Genomic DNA, 17372 nt, shown 5'->3' on the forward strand with positions numbered 1-17372 from the left:
CGTCTTGACGGCGATAAATCGCGTCTTTGTGATGATTTAACGTAACTATTTCATTAATTTTACGTTGCGTAACTTAGTTTGATTTCTTCTTGCCCAGTTATTTAGCTGAAATAGCAAGAAGCCTCACGTCTCACCCGTCAGGGGAGCGTGAGATGAATTGCGCGTGAAACACGACGACAGTCCTCTAACTGATATTGAGCGTAAGCGAAATCAATGGATTTGGACATGGAGGAGACGAGCAAAATATTGTGTTACTATGATTTATAGTAAATTGATTTTGCTCTAAATGTTAAAGGTAGTTAAAGTCAGATTATATCCAGATGCCCAACAACAGCAATCACTAGCACAAGCTTTTGGTTCTTGTCGTTGGCTGTGGAATTATTGCCTGAACTTGATGAACCAAACATACAAAGAAACTGGTTTTGGACTATCTGGATATGAAGTCAAAAAGCTAATTCCGCAACTTAAAAAAGAGCATGACTGGCTGGCTTTGACTTACTCGCAGTGCTTACAACAAGTCTGCTTAAATCTGGGAGTGGCTTTTAATAACTTCTTTGAAAAAAGAGCAAAATATCCGAACTTCAAGTCAAAGCATAATAAACAGTCAATACAGTATCCTCAAAATGTAAGGATTGCTGACAGTTACTTAACCTTCCCCAAGATAGGGGATGTGTCAGCAATAATTCATAGACCTATTGAAGGAAAAGTTAAGACTGTAACTATATCTAAAAACTGTTCTAACCAATACTTTGCAGCTATTCTATTTGATGACGGCAAGGATAAACCAGTTGGTAGTACGGATGGTAAAGCTATAGGTGTTGATTTGGGACTGGCTCATTTTGCTATTACGAGTGATGGATCTAAGTTTGACAATCCTAGAATACTAAATAGACATGAGAGAAATTTAAAACTCAAACAGCAGCAATTATCTAGAAAGCAGAAAGGTTCTAATAACCGTATTAAATCTAGAAATATTGTTGCTAGAGTTCACAGAAAAATTACTAACTGCCGTGAAGATTTTCTGCACAAACTATCTCGTAGGATAGTTAACGAAAACCAAGTAATTGTGGTCGAAAATCTTAATATTAAGGGCATGATGCAAAACCACTGCCTAGCTAAATCCATCCATCAGGTTGGTTGGGGAATGTTTTGCACAATGCTGAAATATAAGGCAGAAATGGAAGGAAAGATTTACCAAGAAGTAGATAGATTTTTCCCTAGTTCCAAAACCTGTCATGTTTGCCTAAACAAGAAAGGTAGTTTACCTCTTGATGTAAGATTCTGGACTTGTGAGAATTGCAAAACTAAGCATGATAGGGATATTAACGCCAGTATTAACCTTCGAGATGAAGGACTACGGATTTTGACCTCTGGAATGGGGGATAAAGCCTGTCGCCCAGATGTAAGTCGGAGTAATAGAGGACGCAAGAAATCTACTACTGCGCTTTCTGCTGGACAGGAAGCCCACACTGTACCGTCAGGTCAGTGTGGGTAGTTCACTAGAAAACTAGAAAAATTAGGCTAGAAGTACTATTGTTACGTCATTTTCAACACTTGAGCAAAAATATAAACGTATCCAAAAGGAGTTAATGGCTGGGGCGATCGCTCTTGGCGGTGTTCTGCTAATTGGCACTTTGTGGTACTGCCTAGTGGAGGGTTGGTCATGGGAAGATGCGGCTTACATGACAGTTATCACTCTCGCAACTGTGGGATATGGAGAGACGCATCCACTGGGTAGTCGAGGACGATTGTTTACAATTGCCCTGATTTTGTTGGGTGTAGTCAATATCGGTTACATTGTCAATAGATTTACAGAAGCGATTATTCAAGGCTACTTTCAAGAAGGAATTCGGCTACAACAACAGAGGCGGTTAATGGAATCCCTATCAGAACATTACATCATCTGTGGATTTAGTCGAACTGGTCGTCAAATTGCTAAGGAATTTCGGGCAGAAGACGTACCTTTTGTAGTGATTGATTCGGACATGGAATCGGTACAAAGGGCGCAACTAGAAGGTTATACAGCATACCAAGGTGACGCTACCCTAGATGACACACTTCTGAAAGTTGGTATTGAACGGGCGATGTGTATTGTTGCAGCACTCCCTTCCGATGCCGAAAATTTATATATTGTTTTATCAGCCAAAACACTGAATTCAGAAATTCGGGTGATTGCCCGCGCAAGTACAGAAGAAGCTTTGCAGAAGTTACGACGCGGTGGCGCAGATGAAGTGATTTCCCCCTACATTACTGGCGGGAAACGGATGGCTGCTGCGGCACTCAGACCCCAAGTGTTGGATTTTGTAGACGGGATTTTGACAGGTGCAGACCGTCAGTTGTATATGGAAGAATTTTTACTCGACCCGGCTTTTTGTCCCTTTGTGGGTCAGAGTTTGCAAAAAGCGAGATTGCGATCGCAATCTGGGGCATTAGTTCTGGCAATTCGCCGTGTTGATGGGACTTTAATCGGTGGCCCTACGGGTGATACGGTGTTAATGCCAGGCGATCGGCTAATTGGTATGGGTACAGCAGAACAGTTGCGTAGCCTGAACCAAATTCTCGGCCCAATTGGTTCTCAGAAATTGCGACGACCGAAAAGTAGCTAGTTTTTTATACCAAGCTTTAAATAATCTATATATAGTGTAATTGCATACATTAAAAGTATAACTTCATGCAATAAAACTTACATTAAGCATCACCACAATATTCACTTTTACTTTGGGATTTTACACCACACAGACTATTGCTGCTCCTCTGGCAACTGCCAAAAGCTTTACAGATTGGTGTGAGCAGAAATCAACTTTACCTCCCCAGACAAAACATACTGTTGAGGTACTGCTAGAAAAGGCCCAGACTAAAAATTGCAATCAGGCTAACCAAAAGCTGAGTCATTTGACTTATCTTGATCTCTTTGGAAAGGAAATCAGCGATATCAAGCCTTTGTCTTCTCTGACTAATTTGACTTTTCTCTCCCTCAACTCAAATAAAATCAGCGATATCAAGCCTTTGTCTGCTCTGACTAATTTGACTTCTCTTTCCCTGAGATCAAATCAAATCAGTGATATCAAGCCTTTGTTTACTCTTACTAATTTGACTCATCTTTTGCTCCACTCAAATAAAATCAGCGATATCAGGCCTTTGTCTACTCTGACTAATTTAATTGTTCTCGACCTCGGCTCAAATAAAATCAGCGATATCAAGTCTTTGTCTACTCTGAATAATTTGACTATTCTCCCCCTGAATTTGAATCAAATTAGTGAGATTAAGCCCTTGTCCACTTTGGCTAATTTGACTTTTCTTGATCTCGGCTCAAATAAAATCAGCGATATCAAGCCTTTGTCTGCTCTGACTAATTTAATTGTTCTCGATCTCGGCTCAAATAAAATCAGCAATATCAAGCCTTTGTCCGCTCTGACAAAATTGACTTTTCTTAATATTAAGAATAACTCGATCTTACCCCAAAATTGTCCTGTAAAACCAAAGTCTATTTGTCAATTTGATGCATTCTCTAGCCACTCCAAAATACTAGCTTTACTTTCTACCAAACCTTTGTATACTAAAGCTTCTGGTGTCATTGACTGAATTGCAGCATACAGCTTAGACCGTAACACTGGGTCTTTTCTCACTACGCCACAATCTCTAAAGTAAGTACGAATACTAAACAGGGCTGCTGCATACTCCGGTACTCCCCAAATAACTTGGCGCTCAATTCGCAGATAAAGCTGGGGATGCTGTGAATCAAAGCTTCTACCTTCCCATTGGCTAACTGACACACCAGGCGGTGGTTCGGGATGGTGGTTAAGGCGAGTGTCGGTACTCAAACCCCAAGCAAAGCGCACCATTGGTTTGTGGGTAATCATTGTATGAGCGATCGCACCCCCTCGCCGATTTATTTTTTCCATCCCAGCCACAGGTGCATGTATCGTCGCAAAATCCTTGCCAATTTTTTCCTCAGCTGACCAGTGGTTAGGATAGCAGAGATGAACTGCACTCAGCCAGTTGCTACCATCAGCAGAACGGCAAATAATTGTCAGGTCTTCCTGTACCTGCGTTGCTAAAGCATCCAGAGTAGAGACGTAAGTGGGAAAAACTGGACTACCCTCGACTTTCTGTAACTGCAACTCTGCATCTAAATAGATGGTTTCTTTGGTGAGTTGGCTGTGAAATACCACAGTGTTATCTATTGACTTTTGGCACTGAAAATGATTTGGGTGTTCTTGGGTGAGGCGATTAATTATCAAACGAGCGATCGCACCTGCCACAGCCTGAGAATAATTGCAGGTTTGGTAGTACTTGTTCAACCGTTCCCCACGGGCTAAAAGTTTAATCTGACGGTAGTGGGTAAAATTATCATCAATTTGAAATACCTGCTGATCAGCCGGAGTGTTACCAAAACAGGAACCAAAAGCCATCATCCCCGGCTTGACTTCGTAGCGTCCACTCATGAGGGGGAAATAGCAAGCCGCACTACTAGAGGCTTCGACTGTCCTAGCTTCCTGGAAGAATTTGTTTGGAGACACAGGTGCTGCTATGCGTCTTTACATACCCATTTCTAACATACATAAAGGTATGAGGGAGAAATAACCCATGCAAATGACCAATGACCAATGACCAATGACTAATGACTAATCAATTTCTTTCCACCCATGCATAGATGCTATGCCTTTTGTAACCCATTCGATCACAATTGGGGGAGCTTCTGATATCAAGATGCTAGGATAAACTGCTGCACCCCAATCGGGATGAATTAACACACGGCATTGATTTTTAATCACTGGATAGTTGAGCAAAGCTTTGACAACTGCTGTGTCATCGTGGGGAATTGCTCCGGGATGAGACAGTAAAGGATAGCCTGTACGAGGGTCGATTAGGTCTGTTAAATAGCCGCGATCGCGCAGATTAAATGCTAAATCACAGCCAAATCTCATAAATTTTTCTCGCAGGCGTTCTTTCTCTGACTCTACTTCTGCTGTTTTTTCGACTAATTGATAACGCGATTGTTGCAAGACAATCACTACTCGTAAAAATGGCTGCCGTTTCCAATCTGGTAATATCCGTTCGCAGTTGGCACAGATATATTGACTGGGAGCATGAATTGAAATTTGAACCGCTTGTCCTGTTTCGCCAACTAAATTAATGGGACAGGCTTGCTCCGAAGTGTAAACTTTGGGATAGTTCACTAAATTGATTCGGCTTATACAAGTTTTTTAATTTAATCTACGGTATAGATGATACCTCTTAAAAGTTCAGAAAAATCATCTAATTTATATATTAAGTTACTTTTTTTAGAAGTAGTTGCTAATAATTTGGTAATTTTAATCCGAATTTTATCCTTTATTAACCTGTTCTCATGGGATTTGCTGCGATCGCTGTAGGTATTGGCATAGATGCAGCGTGTGTTAGACAAGCGATGCCTATGGCGGACTACGCTTACGCTCTTAAAATATCTTCGATCAAAATCCCAAAAAAAGACCTCCATCTCAGAGAATTTGCAGTTAAAACCAGAATGGTCTAACTGTCAGCAAAGTTGGGTTAAACAGTCGTCTGGTGAAGCAAAGCGCGTCGGAGTTTCGCTTAAAGGTGAGCAGAAAAGACAAAGGCAATCTTATCTGCTGGGAAAAACTTAGAGCTATTAGCCTAGTTTCGATAGCACTCAATTAATTGAGTTTTAAAGAATTAACAGGCACTTCATCCCAAGAATCGACAGTCCGCAATCGCGCTACCCAACCTGCTGCCTTTTGCATCTCAGTCAAATTATTCTCAAAAGAATCATGACAATCTTTGGCTTGAGATTCATTACAAGTGGCAATACAGGCATGAATCATCCCAGACGGATCAATTTGCTCATTTACCCAAATAGTCATGGAATATTTCCTCGGAAACTGTAGCGAAAAAAGCTATTCGTTATTTTAGAATACTATTAGAGTCAAAAGTTATAGAGTAAAATTGGTAACAAGTAGTGAACTAATCCCAATTATCGAATCTACTCCTCTTACTCAACACTCAAAACTTTTTCTGCTATTCTCAGTTTGGCCGATCGCGATCGCGGATTTTTCCCAATTTCCTCTTCTTGAGCAATAATTGGTTTTTTTGTCAAGACTTTTAATAAAGGTGAATTTCTTAAACCATGCTTCACCGGACGGTCTTCCAAACTGTGAAAACTGATAATCGCAATTCTGCCGCCAGGGACAAGGGCATTTGGTGCTTTATCTAAAAAGGTTTCGAGAGATTTTAACTCATCGTTAACGACAATTCGCAGAGCTTGAAAAACACGAGTAGCGGGGTGAATTCTCCCATAACGGTATTTGGGGGGAACTGAAGAAGCGATCGCATCAGCTAATTCTGTAGTCGTGTGCAACGGTCGCCGTTCTACAATACGACGAGCAATGCGCCGCGATAATCTCTCCTCACCGTACTTAAAGAAAATATCTGCTAATTCTGCTTCATCCCAATTATTAATCACATCAGCAGCAGTTAGCGATCGCCCCCGATCCATTCGCATATCCAAATTCGCGGCTTGGCGAAAGCTGAAACCCCTTTCTGCTTGGTCTAAATGGTAAGAACTTACCCCCAAATCGGCTAAGATACCGTCGAAAGTGTTGGGGGGAAATTCGTAGTCAGCAAAATTGCTGTAAATAAATTGTACGCGATCGCCAAACTCAGCTAATTCTTTCCTCGCTGCTGCTAAAGCATCCTCATCTTGGTCAATTGCCGTTAATTTTACATCTGGTGCGGCTGCTAAAATCAAGCGGCTGTGACCTCCACCGCCTACCGTCGTATCAAGATAATGACCTCCTGGAGATACCGCTAGACCTGCAATCACTTCTTGCGGTAACACTGGTAGATGGGAAAATATCGGTTCTTCAATAGCTAGCTGACGATTCATGAGACTTAGGGCAAAAAACCACAGATGAACTTTAATTATGTATTCTTTTGTTTGTGTCTTTGTGTGTTCCTAATTAAAAATAGTTTTTAAACCACTAAGAGACTAAGTACGAGAGGCTTCATAGCCTTATTGCCCACCCCCAATACGGTTCGGTTAAAGGAGAAAGGTTTTGAATACATCCTTTACCCTTTTCCCCCGCCCCTTATCCCCAGAGGGGGCCCCACCTTCCCCTTTCCCCAGACCACAAGGAAAGTGAAAAAGCTTATCCGAACCGTATTGTATCCACCCCTGCTTCTCGATCCGTCACCTTAGAAACTGTGGATGAATCTAACCCTGTGCGATCGCTTAAGGCTTCAATGGTATAAGTGACACCAAAATTTTTCTCATTCTCCCAGTTTCGCTGTGCCTCTTGGAGTCGCTGCCATCCTAATGTTGTTAGTATGACTTTGCGTTTACTTCTTGATTGCTGCTGATTCATTAGGGTGTAATTACTCGCAAGAAACACATAATACAGAATCGGCTATGAAGTAACGATATGTCTGTTTCATTCGTTGCCTATTTCTCAAAGCACTAGCTAAAGACGCATATAAAAATCCTGAACTTCAGGATCTTTTGTGATTTTAATTAACTTTGCCAATCACAATACTTTTGTTTGTTGAGAAGGCTGAAAAAATTGCTAATAAAAGCTGGCAGTATATTGTTTTGTCAAAGTTAACTTGACAATCGTTAACTTCCAGAACTTCCCTGGTGTTGACTGGCTTTATAGTGCAATTATTGTTGTAGATGCAATGGCAAGCAGTTCTAATACCACAGTTGTTTATTTCTTCAACTTGCACTCAAAACTGTATGGGTTACTACTGCAAAATTAGAGGGGTTATCACTGCGAAATCTGAGTGTGTATCGGTATTGACAGTTGTTTCACAGTCACATTTGGGCAGAGGTATTTATGAGTTCAATTGACAACAATAATCTTCCCCTTTGGTTACAGAACAGAGATACAGTTCTGGAATATAGTCAGAATGTTCAATGGCGCTATGGTAAAAAGCCAGACTACACTCGTTCTAATGAAAAGCTAGCTAGTGAAAGTAAATACAATCACCCTCAAGGTTCACTAGCAGCACTTGTACAAAATTTAGTGCGAAGTTTTGATGTTGAAGCAAATTTCAAAACCAATCCTGCTGAATGGTTGACTATTGTCCAAGACAAGTTTCGCATGAGTACCAATGGTGGCACTGAATACACAGTTGCAGATTTAGTCCAATCAGGTACTTATAAACTGTTGATTGGCAATACACAACATTATCGAGCTTCTGAGGAAAATTTTGAAACCTCAACCAATCTATTTCATACAGCATTCCCTGATGGTTTCTTATGGGAAGTAGTAGAAATTTATTCAGCACCACCAACCATTACTTTCAAATGGCGACACTGGGGATATTTTCATGGTGCATATAAAGATTATGCACCGACTGGCCAGATGATTGAGGTTATTGGCATAAGTGTCGTTCATATCACAAATGATCTCAAAATTTTGTCTTTAGAACACTATTACGACAATAATAACTTTCTAGACAAATTGACATCTGGTGGCAAATTAGCAAATTTATCTCAGTCAAAACAACCAGAAGGCGGAATACAACCTCCTGGTTCTCTATATCAAAAGTTCTGGGCTTTCATCAAGCAAGTTTTCACAAAAAGAAAAGAACTCGCAACTAAAAACTTTCCAGCCAGTTCTTGTCCTTTTGCTGCTTTGTTGAGGTAATGTAAACCACCCAGCCTTGGCTTCGCCCTTCCCATTCCCGTAAAGAAGGGTAGGCTGGGTTCCTAGTTTCACCGCCTCCCCCACTCTCCGCATCTTCCTTATAAAAAAATCCGATGCCTTAATTAAGTGCAGATCAAGCTTCCATATAATAGTTGAAGAAGTGCAACAAAATTAAACATCAAGTAAAGTCCCTCCTCTGTCACTCCCTCTCCAACATACCCCTGTATGGGCAATACATTATAGACGCCTTAAGGGCCGTTTTCTTAAAAGTATTGCTCCTGCAAGCTTAACTTTGGCTTGGCAGACTAGATAAATCGGGTCTGGTTGGCATCTACGCGGTTCAATTCAAAATTTTGCCTTTGGCACGCTACACGAATACAACAGGAGAACACGAAATCTATGACCAGACTAGAAACCCGCACTGAACCGATGGTGCTAAATATGGGGCCACACCACCCCTCAATGCACGGGGTTTTGCGGCTAATCATGACTCTGGATGGCGAGGATGTCGTTGACTGTGAACCAGTCATCGGCTATTTGCACCGGGGAATGGAAAAAATTGCTGAGAACCGCACTAATGTTATGTACGTCCCCTACGTTAGTCGGTGGGACTACGCGGCGGGAATGTTCAACGAAGCTGTCACTGTTAACGCCCCAGAAAAGCTTGCAGGTGTCGCTGTTCCCAAACGCGCTAGCTACATCCGCGTCATCATGCTGGAGTTGAACCGCATTGCTAACCACTTGCTATGGTTTGGCCCCTTCCTAGCTGACGTAGGCGCACAAACTCCCTTCTTCTACCAGTTCCGGGAACGGGAGATGATTTATGATTTGTGGGAAGCTGCCACAGGTTATCGGATGGTGAATAACAACTACTTCCGCGTTGGTGGAGTAGCAGCGGATTTACCTTACGGTTGGGTAGATAAGTGTCTGGAATTTTGCGACTACCTATTACCTAAAGTTGATGAATATGAACGCTTAGTAACCGATAACCCCATATTCCGGCGACGTGTTGAGGGTATTGGGACTATCACCCGTGAAGAAGCAATTAACTGGGGACTTTCTGGCCCAATGTTACGCGCATCTGGCGTGCAATGGGATTTGCGGAAAGTTGACCATTACGAATGCTACGACGATTTCGACTGGGATGTGCAGTGGGAAACAGCCGGTGATTGCTTTGCCCGTTATGTAGTGCGGATGCGGGAAATGCGCGAATCTGTGAAAATTATTCGCCAAGCAATTAAAGGACTTCCTGGCGGCCCTTACGAAAATCTGGAAGCAAAACGTCTAGCCGCAGGTAAAAAATCTGAGTGGGACGCATTTGATTACCAATTCATCGGTAAAAAAGTTTCCCCCACTTTCAAGATGCCCAAAGGTGAAATCTATGCCCGTGTAGAAAGTGGTAAAGGTGAATTGGGGATTTATTTGGTTGGCGATGATAATGTCTTCCCTGCACGTTGGAAGATTCGCGCCGCAGATTTTAACAATCTCCAAATTGTTCCACATTTACTCCGCGGGATGAAGGTTGCAGATATTGTGGTGATTCTCGGTAGTGTTGACGTAATTATGGGGTCTGTGGATAGGTAGAAAATATCTATCTAAACATTTTTTAGAGCAGTTGTATTATGCAACTGCTCTTTTTTTATAATTTTTTAAGACGCAATGAATCGCCGTCTCTACAATAATTAGCCCTTTGTAGAGACGGCGATTTATCGCGTCTTTGTTATATTGCTAAATCTACCGAAATGAGAAAGCATTTAAGCATTTTGAGAAAGCAATATCTCCTTTTGCTTGCTAAATCTACCGAAATGAGAAAGCATTTAAGCCTTTTGAGAAAGCAATATCTCCTTTTGCTTGCTAAATCTACCGAAATGAGAAAGCATTTAAGCCTTTTGAGTAAGCAATTAGGCATTTTGAGAAAGCATTTAAGTATTTTGAGAAAGCAATTAGGTATTTGAAGAAAGTAATTAAGCATTTTGATAAAGTAATCAGCAAATATACTTGACGATTAAAAATCTCACTTGCATATAAATAAGTCAGCTTTTAGATAACTCAATAACTTTCCGTAGTATCTCTGAAGCTTAACCTTATTGATCCCCCCCCTTTTTAAGCTACGGTGTACACACAAGTCGAAAAAAGCTTGATTTTCCATTCATTGTTTTCTCGTTGATCTCGTTTGATCTCGTTCCCAGTCTCCGACTGGGAATGCCTGATTTAGAGGCTCTGCCTCTAGTCAGATATTGAGTCAGAGACTCAATGAATGCATTCCCAGTCGGAGACTGGGAACGAGGAACGAGGAAAGGAGGAAAGTCCTATCAAACAAGGTTTTTAGGACTTGTGTGTACACCGTAGCTTTTTAAGGGGGGAACCAGAATCAAAGTCCCCCTTTTTAAGGGGGATTAGGGGGATCTAAAATGTTTTGCTACCCTGAAAAAGATTTTTCAAACATCCTCTAATATTTGTAACGAGGAATACAAACTAAATTCTTACATTAGAGTTTGAAGTATATTTATTGCCTCAAGCTAGGGAAAGACAAAACATATTATTTGTAAATTTCCAAAATTCTTAATACTAAATTTATAATTTTGAATTATCTTTGGTGCGAATTAAAAATTGTAGTTTCTTAATAATTTATTTTAAATTTACTAAAAAGGTTGACTACGATTATGTTTCGTTAAAATGGAATTGCTGCTATAAATACAATAATGTATTTAAATAAAGTGTAATAAATTACCATATAAGTCCAGCAGCATTTACTTAGTCGTAATTTTAGAACCGTGCAAATTCATCCTCACTCCGAATTTAACCATAGCCGCGATCGCCGTGAACAGGGTTTGCAAAATTTGCTCAATCGCCTTGTTAGATCAATGCAGCGCGATGAGTTAGTCCGGCAAACGACCAATCAACTCAGAGAATCGCTTCAGGTTGATCGGGTGGTGTTGTATTATTTTTACGGGCAGTGGGAAGGACAAGTGACTTTTGAATCTTTGAGTTCTAAAGAATTCTCAATACTTGGTTCCACTGGCCCAGATGATTGTTTTAACAACGAGTATGCTGCTTTATACTTAGCAGGACGGGTAAGAGCGATCGCTGATATTGAATTAGAGCCAATCCAGCCTTGTCACCGAGATTTTCTCCGCAATATGCAGGTTCGCGCCAACTTGGTTGCACCAATTGTCATCCCCAGAGGATTATGGGGATTGCTAGTAGCACATCACTGTCAAGGGCCTCATGATTGGTCACCATCAGATATAGAAATGATGCAAGCAGGGGCACAAACTCTAGCAACGGATTGCAATATTTTGGAGAGTTAAAATAATTCGTCATTTGTCATTCGTCATTTGTCATTCGTAGTTAAAAGGGCGGTTAGAAACCGCGTCTACACGAGACTTTACCCACCTCCGTGGGTTTGAAACCCTCAATTTTTTCTAGATAAGGAGAAAGAATTATGAAATTTGGTTACACGGTTATTTGGGTAGACGATGTAGTTAAAACCGTTGAGTTTTACGAAAAAGCCTTTGGTCTAGTTCGTCGCACCCTCCAGGATAAAGGACAATCTATGTGGGCGGAAATCGAAACCGGAAACACCACATTAGCTTTCTCTTCTAGTAGCGAAGCACAAAAGTTATTTCCTGGTGGCTGCCATCCTAACGACGCTACACAACCACCGACATTAATTCAAATATCATTTATCACTCCTGATGTTGGTAGCGCTTACATGAGAGCGATCGGGGCTGGTGCAAAAGCATTAGATGCTCCTAAAACCCAGCCTGGAGGAAAAACTATTGCTCGTGTCCGCGATCTCAATGGCGTGCTGGTGTCGTTGGTGAGTGGCTAAGTAGTAAGTTGCTTTGAACACGATTGATTGGGCTGACGATCGCTTGATACAGAAAAAAACGCGATCGCAGTTCTGAATCTCCGTTCCGAGTCATTTCCAATTCGCAATTGCGAATTGCGAATTGCGAATTGCAAATTGTTTGGTCAAGGCTCTGGTTCTACTGCCAACGCTGTTAACTGAACTGCTAATCATTGCATACGGCTTTACTCCTGAGCAAGGGTTCGCACTTCTTCCACTGACAATCCCAAAGCTTGGGCAATCTGTTCAATGGTCAAATTCATTTGCAATAATCGGGGTATGGCATCTCTTCTAGCTTGTTCTGCAAGTTCTGCCCGTTGGCGTTCTTGTTCAGCTCGTTGCCTTTCTTGCTCGGCGTGACGAGAAATTTCTGTATAAGTTAAAAACCGTTCTCCATCAGGGCGATATAACTGTAAGCCCTCTGTTGATAAAGCAAACCGAATTTTTAAACGGGGACTCATCCAATCTTCCATTTGGGGGATGACATCTAACCCATCCTCGCTACGCAACCATCCACGCAAATTATTTTTCTCAGGATCGTAAATGTAGTACTCTTCCACGCCATAGCGATCGTAGAAAAGTAATTTCTTGTCCATTTCAGTTTGGGTGTTGCTCGGAGAAAGAATTTCAAACACTACTTGCGGTGCAATTCCCTCCTCTTTCCATTGTTGGTAGCACAAGCGATGTCTACGACGGGCTACGCCTACGCCTTTTGGTCTACCTAATACCACCATCACATCTGGGGCGTTAACAATTTTGTTGCGTCCCTCTACTGGATACCAAAACAAATCCCCGGCGACAAATACATTTGGATCGTCAGCAAATAGCCACTCGATATTCTGCTTAATTTCTACAATCCAGCCAAACTGTATGGTACTGTTAGCAATTGGTTGTCCGTCACTATCTGGGTAGATGACCTCTGGCTGGGTCGGCGGTTGGATTTGCAATACCATAGCTTCGCCCTCAGAAGGATATTTAATCGGGATGCTTCCAAATTAGCAGACTCTTAAGGATGTCTGCGGCATGAATCTGGAATGATAACTAATTAAAACAGTACGATTGTTCTACTATAAACTGATTAAAGATAGTATTATTAAGGACTGTTTCATAAGAAACTCCTTCTTTGCCGCCCAATATGTCAGACCAACAGCTAGCAGCATCCTTGAATGGACATCTTCCCAACCCCAGCCACAACAGCCAGAATACCATTCGGATTCGGGGTGCTAGGCAGCATAATCTGAAAAATATTGACTTGGAATTGCCACGCGATCGCCTAATTGTATTTACTGGCGTTTCTGGTTCTGGTAAGTCTTCTCTAGCCTTTGACACCATTTTCGCTGAAGGGCAACGTCGTTACGTAGAATCCCTCAGCGCCTACGCACGGCAATTTTTAGGACAGTTGGATAAGCCGGATGTGGAGGCAATTGAAGGTTTAAGTCCAGCAATTTCTATTGACCAAAAGTCAACGTCTCATAATCCCCGTTCCACTGTCGGTACGGTGACAGAGATTTACGACTATTTGCGGCTATTATTTGGTCGGGCTGGCGAACCCCATTGTCCGATATGCGATCGCTGTATTGCACCCCAGACAATCGATGAGATGTGCGATCGCATCATGGAATTACCAGATCGCACCCGCTTCCAAATTCTTGCACCCGTTGTTCGGGGTAAAAAAGGCACACACCGTAAGCTTTTGTCAAGTCTGGCATCCCAAGGTTTTGTCCGCGTGCGAATCAATGGCGAGATCCGCGAACTGTCAGATTCGATTGAATTGGATAAAAATTTTACCCACACCATCGAAGTGGTAATTGACCGTTTGGTGAAAAAGGCTGATATTCAGGAGCGTTTGGTTGATTCTCTGTCTACGTGTCTCAAGCAATCGGGTGGGATTGCCAGTATTGTCATTAGTCATACCCTGCGGGAAGGCGAAGCGCCTACGTCATCTGTCATTAGTGATAACCAAGACCAAACAACAAATGACAAAGGACAAATGACAAATGACAAAGAAGAAGAATTAGTATTTTCGGAAAATTTTGCTTGTCCAGAACATGGCGCGGTAATGGAGGAACTATCGCCGCGATTGTTCTCCTTTAACTCGCCTTATGGTGCTTGTCCGCACTGTCACGGAATCGGGACTTTGAGGAGATTTGCGCCAGACTTGATCGTACCGGACTGGGAAGCGCCAGTTTATGCTGCGATCGCGCCTTGGTCAGAAAAAGATAATTCGTATTATCTGGAATTACTCTATAGCGTCGGACAGATTTATGGGTTTGAATTACAGACAAATTGGAGCAAGCTAACAGAAGAACAGCAGCAAATCATTTTGTTTGGAGAGAAAGATGAACGAGCCGCAGAAGCACAGAGGAAGCAGAGTTTTAAAGGTGCTATTCCAATTTTGCAACGACAATATGAGGGTGGTTCGGAATTAGTTAAGCAAAAATTAGAGCAGTATTTAATTGATCAACCTTGTGAAGTTTGTCATGGAAAACGGTTAAAACCGGAAGCCTTGGCAGTGAAATTGGGTCAATATGGAATTTTAGAATTAACTAGCGTCTCAATTCGGGATTGTCGGGAGAGAATTGAGCAATTTAAGTTAAGCGATCGCCAGTTACAAATTGCTGATTTAGTTCTGAGAGAAATCAAAGCGAGATTGCAATTTTTGTTGGATGTAGGTTTAGATTATCTTACCCTTGACCGTCCCGCCATGACCCTTTCCGGTGGCGAAGCCCAACGGATTCGTCTAGCAACGCAAATTGGTTCTGGTTTAACGGGAGTCCTCTACGTTTTAGATGAACCGAGTATTGGTTTGCATCAACGAGATAATGGCAGATTGCTCAAAACTTTAACTAAGTTGCGCGATTTGGGTAATACATTAATTGTCGTTGAACACGATGAAGAAACAATTCGTGCCGCTAACTATATAGTTGATATTGGCCCTGGTGCAGGAATTCACGGCGGAAATATTATCGCCCAAGGTGATTTTCAGGCGTTATTAGCAGCGGAAGATTCTTTGACGGGTGCGTATTTATCAGGAAGGCGAGTAATTACCACGCCAGCAGAACGCCGAGAAGGAAATGGGCGCAGTTTGGGAATTAAAAATGCTCATCGCAACAATTTACAAAATATAGATGTAGACATTCCGCTAGGTAAACTTGTCTCCATTACTGGTGTGTCTGGTTCTGGCAAATCTACCCTGATTAACGAATTACTGTACCCATCTCTGCAACACCATTTAACAAAGAAAGTTCCTTTACCCAGACATTTGGATAAAATTCAGGGATTAAACGCCATTGATAAAGCGATCGTTATCGATCAATCTCCCATTGGACGCACACCACGTTCTAACCCTGCAACTTACACAGGAATTTTCGATGCCATTCGAGATGTATTTTCCCAAACAGTAGAAGCCAAAGCTAGGGGTTACAAACCGGGACAATTTTCTTTTAACGTTAAAGGTGGACGTTGCGAAGCTTGTAGTGGACAGGGTGTGAATGTTATTGAAATGAACTTTCTCCCGGATGTTTACGTGCAATGCGAAATTTGTAAGGGTGCAAGATACAACCGCGAAACGTTACAGGTGAAGTATAAAGATAAGTCTATTTCTGATGTCCTGAGAATGACAGTTGAGGAGAGTTTAGACTTTTTTCAGAATATCCCCAAAGCGATCGCACGTTTGCAAACTTTATTTGATGTCGGGTTAGGTTATGTCCAATTAGGACAACCTGCGACAACCTTATCTGGTGGGGAAGCGCAGCGGGTAAAATTGGCAACAGAACTATCTCGACGTGCCACAGGTAAGACACTTTATTTAATAGATGAACCGACAACAGGGTTATCTTTTTACGATGTCCACAAATTGTTAGATGTGTTGCAACGATTGGTAGATAAAGGTAATTCAATATTAGTCATTGAACACAACTTAGATGTAATTCGTTGTTCTGACTGGGTGATAGATTTGGGGCCAGAAGGTGGCGATAAAGGCGGAGAATTAATTGCTGTGGGAACACCAGAGGAAGTTGCAAAAAATCCCAGGTCTTATACTGGGCAATATTTGCAGCAAGTGTTGCAGCAGTATCCAGCAATGAAGAAGTCGTAGGATGCTTTGGTGAAAGCTAACGCACCTTATGAGTATATTCAAGGTGTTAAATTTATCTAATATCATGCCCGGTTAATCCTGACTTTTCACGGCATCTGGAAAACCTCACTTCTATTTCTCTCTCTTAGAAAGCTACGGTGTACACACAAGTCAAAAAAAGATCAATTTCGCATTATTCTCTCGTTTATCTCGTTCCTATGCAGAGCATAGGAATGCTTGATTAGGGGCTGCTGCCTCTAATCAGATATTAGAGTCAGAGACTCAATGAATGCATTCCCAGTCGGAGACTGGGAACGAGGAACGAGGAAATGCTTATCAAGCTAGGTTTTTAGGACTTGTGTGTACACGTAGCTCTTAGAAAGAGAGAGACTTTGAATTTCCCCCTTCCCGCATAGGGAAGGGGGTTAGGTTTTTCGTGGACTTCTCCACATAACGTGAAAAGTCAGAGTTAATCAAGCTCAATAAAAATGTTCGTAGTAAGACTTTAGTCCTGGCTTTGGGGACTGAAGTCCCCACTACAAGCTGTTTATTATGGGTGATTTAGCGGAGATCATATAACGGAGATCATATAACAAAGTAGTTATGACTTTATAGCATTTTTGTCAAGTCAAAAATTGCAAGTATAAGCTTTCTCTTACAGAAAACTTATGCTTCCACTTTCATCAATTAAGGGAGAGGTTTAAGGTGTGAAGAATGGAGCTAAGCGGATTCGAACCGCTGACCCCCTCAATGCCATTGAGGTGCGCTACCAACTGCGCTATAACCCCTTAAAATC

16 protein-coding genes and 1 tRNA gene are annotated in these 17372 nt (G+C 41.8%); 9 read left to right on the top strand and 8 right to left on the bottom strand.

Annotation, left to right across the window (positions count from 1 at the left end; genetic code table 11):
• Positions 1-286 precede the first annotated feature (286 nt).
• The 3 genes from ACWATR_RS21155 (at position 287) to ACWATR_RS21165 (ending at position 3582) form a co-directional block, all read left to right on the top strand.
• On the top strand, positions 287-1495 hold the full coding sequence (locus ACWATR_RS21155; protein ID WP_460336641.1) for an RNA-guided endonuclease InsQ/TnpB family protein: 1209 nt from the start codon (positions 287-289) through the stop codon (positions 1493-1495).
• Between the two features lie 94 nt (positions 1496-1589).
• Positions 1590-2606, top strand: coding sequence for a potassium channel family protein (locus tag ACWATR_RS21160; protein WP_460336645.1), 1017 nt, complete (start codon positions 1590-1592; stop codon positions 2604-2606).
• 286 nt (positions 2607-2892) lie between these two features.
• Positions 2893-3582 (top strand): leucine-rich repeat domain-containing protein, encoded by a 690-nt coding sequence (locus tag ACWATR_RS21165; RefSeq protein ID WP_460340576.1) that lies wholly within the window; start codon positions 2893-2895, stop codon positions 3580-3582.
• On the opposite strand, the gene ACWATR_RS21170 is transcribed toward ACWATR_RS21165, so the two are convergent.
• Positions 3492-4445 (bottom strand): heme-dependent oxidative N-demethylase family protein, encoded by a 954-nt coding sequence (locus tag ACWATR_RS21170; protein ID WP_460340579.1) that lies wholly within the window; start codon positions 4443-4445, stop codon positions 3492-3494. The genes ACWATR_RS21165 and ACWATR_RS21170 overlap by 91 nt on opposite strands.
• Positions 4446-4625: 180 nt before the next feature.
• On the bottom strand, positions 4626-5180 hold the full coding sequence (locus ACWATR_RS21175; protein ID WP_460336648.1) for a methylmalonic aciduria and homocystinuria type D protein: 555 nt from the start codon (positions 5178-5180) through the stop codon (positions 4626-4628).
• Positions 5181-5228: 48 nt separating this feature from the next.
• Between ACWATR_RS21175 and ACWATR_RS21180 the strand changes: the two genes are divergently transcribed.
• A complete protein-coding gene (locus tag ACWATR_RS21180) occupies positions 5229-5375 on the top strand; it encodes a hypothetical protein (RefSeq protein WP_460336651.1) in 147 nt (48 codons plus the stop codon).
• Between the two features lie 282 nt (positions 5376-5657).
• Here ACWATR_RS21180 and ACWATR_RS21185 read toward each other — a convergent pair whose 3' ends face one another.
• The 3 genes from ACWATR_RS21185 to ACWATR_RS21195 all read right to left on the bottom strand — a co-directional run bounded on the left by ACWATR_RS21185 (position 5658) and on the right by ACWATR_RS21195 (position 7364).
• Positions 5658-5864, bottom strand: coding sequence for a glycogen debranching protein (locus tag ACWATR_RS21185; protein ID WP_179065182.1), 207 nt, complete (start codon positions 5862-5864; stop codon positions 5658-5660).
• A 128-nt stretch (positions 5865-5992) separates the two neighbouring features.
• On the bottom strand, positions 5993-6886 hold the full coding sequence (gene rsmH, locus ACWATR_RS21190; protein WP_460336654.1) for a 16S rRNA (cytosine(1402)-N(4))-methyltransferase RsmH: 894 nt from the start codon (positions 6884-6886) through the stop codon (positions 5993-5995).
• A gap of 262 nt (positions 6887-7148) precedes the next feature.
• Complete coding sequence (locus tag ACWATR_RS21195; protein ID WP_460336657.1) at positions 7149-7364, bottom strand: hypothetical protein; 216 nt, start codon at positions 7362-7364, stop codon at positions 7149-7151.
• Between the two features lie 468 nt (positions 7365-7832).
• Between ACWATR_RS21195 and ACWATR_RS21200 the strand changes: the two genes are divergently transcribed.
• The 4 genes from ACWATR_RS21200 (at position 7833) to ACWATR_RS21215 (ending at position 12483) form a co-directional block, all read left to right on the top strand.
• On the top strand, positions 7833-8648 hold the full coding sequence (locus tag ACWATR_RS21200) for an ester cyclase (RefSeq protein ID WP_460336660.1): 816 nt from the start codon (positions 7833-7835) through the stop codon (positions 8646-8648).
• Positions 8649-9047: 399 nt separating this feature from the next.
• Complete coding sequence (locus ACWATR_RS21205) at positions 9048-10232, top strand: NAD(P)H-quinone oxidoreductase subunit H (protein WP_194041009.1); 1185 nt, start codon at positions 9048-9050, stop codon at positions 10230-10232.
• 1190 nt (positions 10233-11422) lie between these two features.
• Positions 11423-11959 carry a GAF domain-containing protein gene (locus ACWATR_RS21210; protein WP_460336664.1) on the top strand — a complete coding sequence of 179 codons (537 nt, stop codon included), beginning with the start codon at positions 11423-11425 and terminating at the stop codon, positions 11957-11959.
• Between the two features lie 134 nt (positions 11960-12093).
• Positions 12094-12483, top strand: a complete 390-nt coding sequence (locus tag ACWATR_RS21215; protein WP_420759842.1) for a VOC family protein — start codon at positions 12094-12096, stop codon at positions 12481-12483.
• Here ACWATR_RS21215 and ACWATR_RS21220 read toward each other — a convergent pair.
• Both ACWATR_RS21220 and ACWATR_RS21225 read right to left on the bottom strand, forming a co-directional pair.
• Complete coding sequence (locus ACWATR_RS21220; protein ID WP_460336668.1) at positions 12449-12577, bottom strand: hypothetical protein; 129 nt, start codon at positions 12575-12577, stop codon at positions 12449-12451. The two genes, ACWATR_RS21215 and ACWATR_RS21220, sit on opposite strands and share 35 nt — an antisense overlap.
• Positions 12578-12686: 109 nt before the next feature.
• The gene (locus tag ACWATR_RS21225; RefSeq protein ID WP_460336670.1) at positions 12687-13454 is read right to left on the bottom strand and encodes a Uma2 family endonuclease; all 768 of its coding nucleotides are present in this window, start codon (positions 13452-13454) and stop codon (positions 12687-12689) included.
• A gap of 182 nt (positions 13455-13636) precedes the next feature.
• Here ACWATR_RS21225 and uvrA point away from each other — a divergent pair, with 182 nt between their 5' ends.
• Positions 13637-16597, top strand: a complete 2961-nt coding sequence (gene uvrA / locus ACWATR_RS21230) for an excinuclease ABC subunit UvrA (protein ID WP_460336673.1) — start codon at positions 13637-13639, stop codon at positions 16595-16597.
• Between the two features lie 694 nt (positions 16598-17291).
• Here the strand turns inward: uvrA and ACWATR_RS21235 are convergent.
• A tRNA-Ala gene (locus ACWATR_RS21235) sits at positions 17292-17364 on the bottom strand.
• Positions 17365-17372: the final 8 nt, after the last annotated feature.

The organism is Nostoc sp. UIC 10890 (assembly GCF_054786515.1).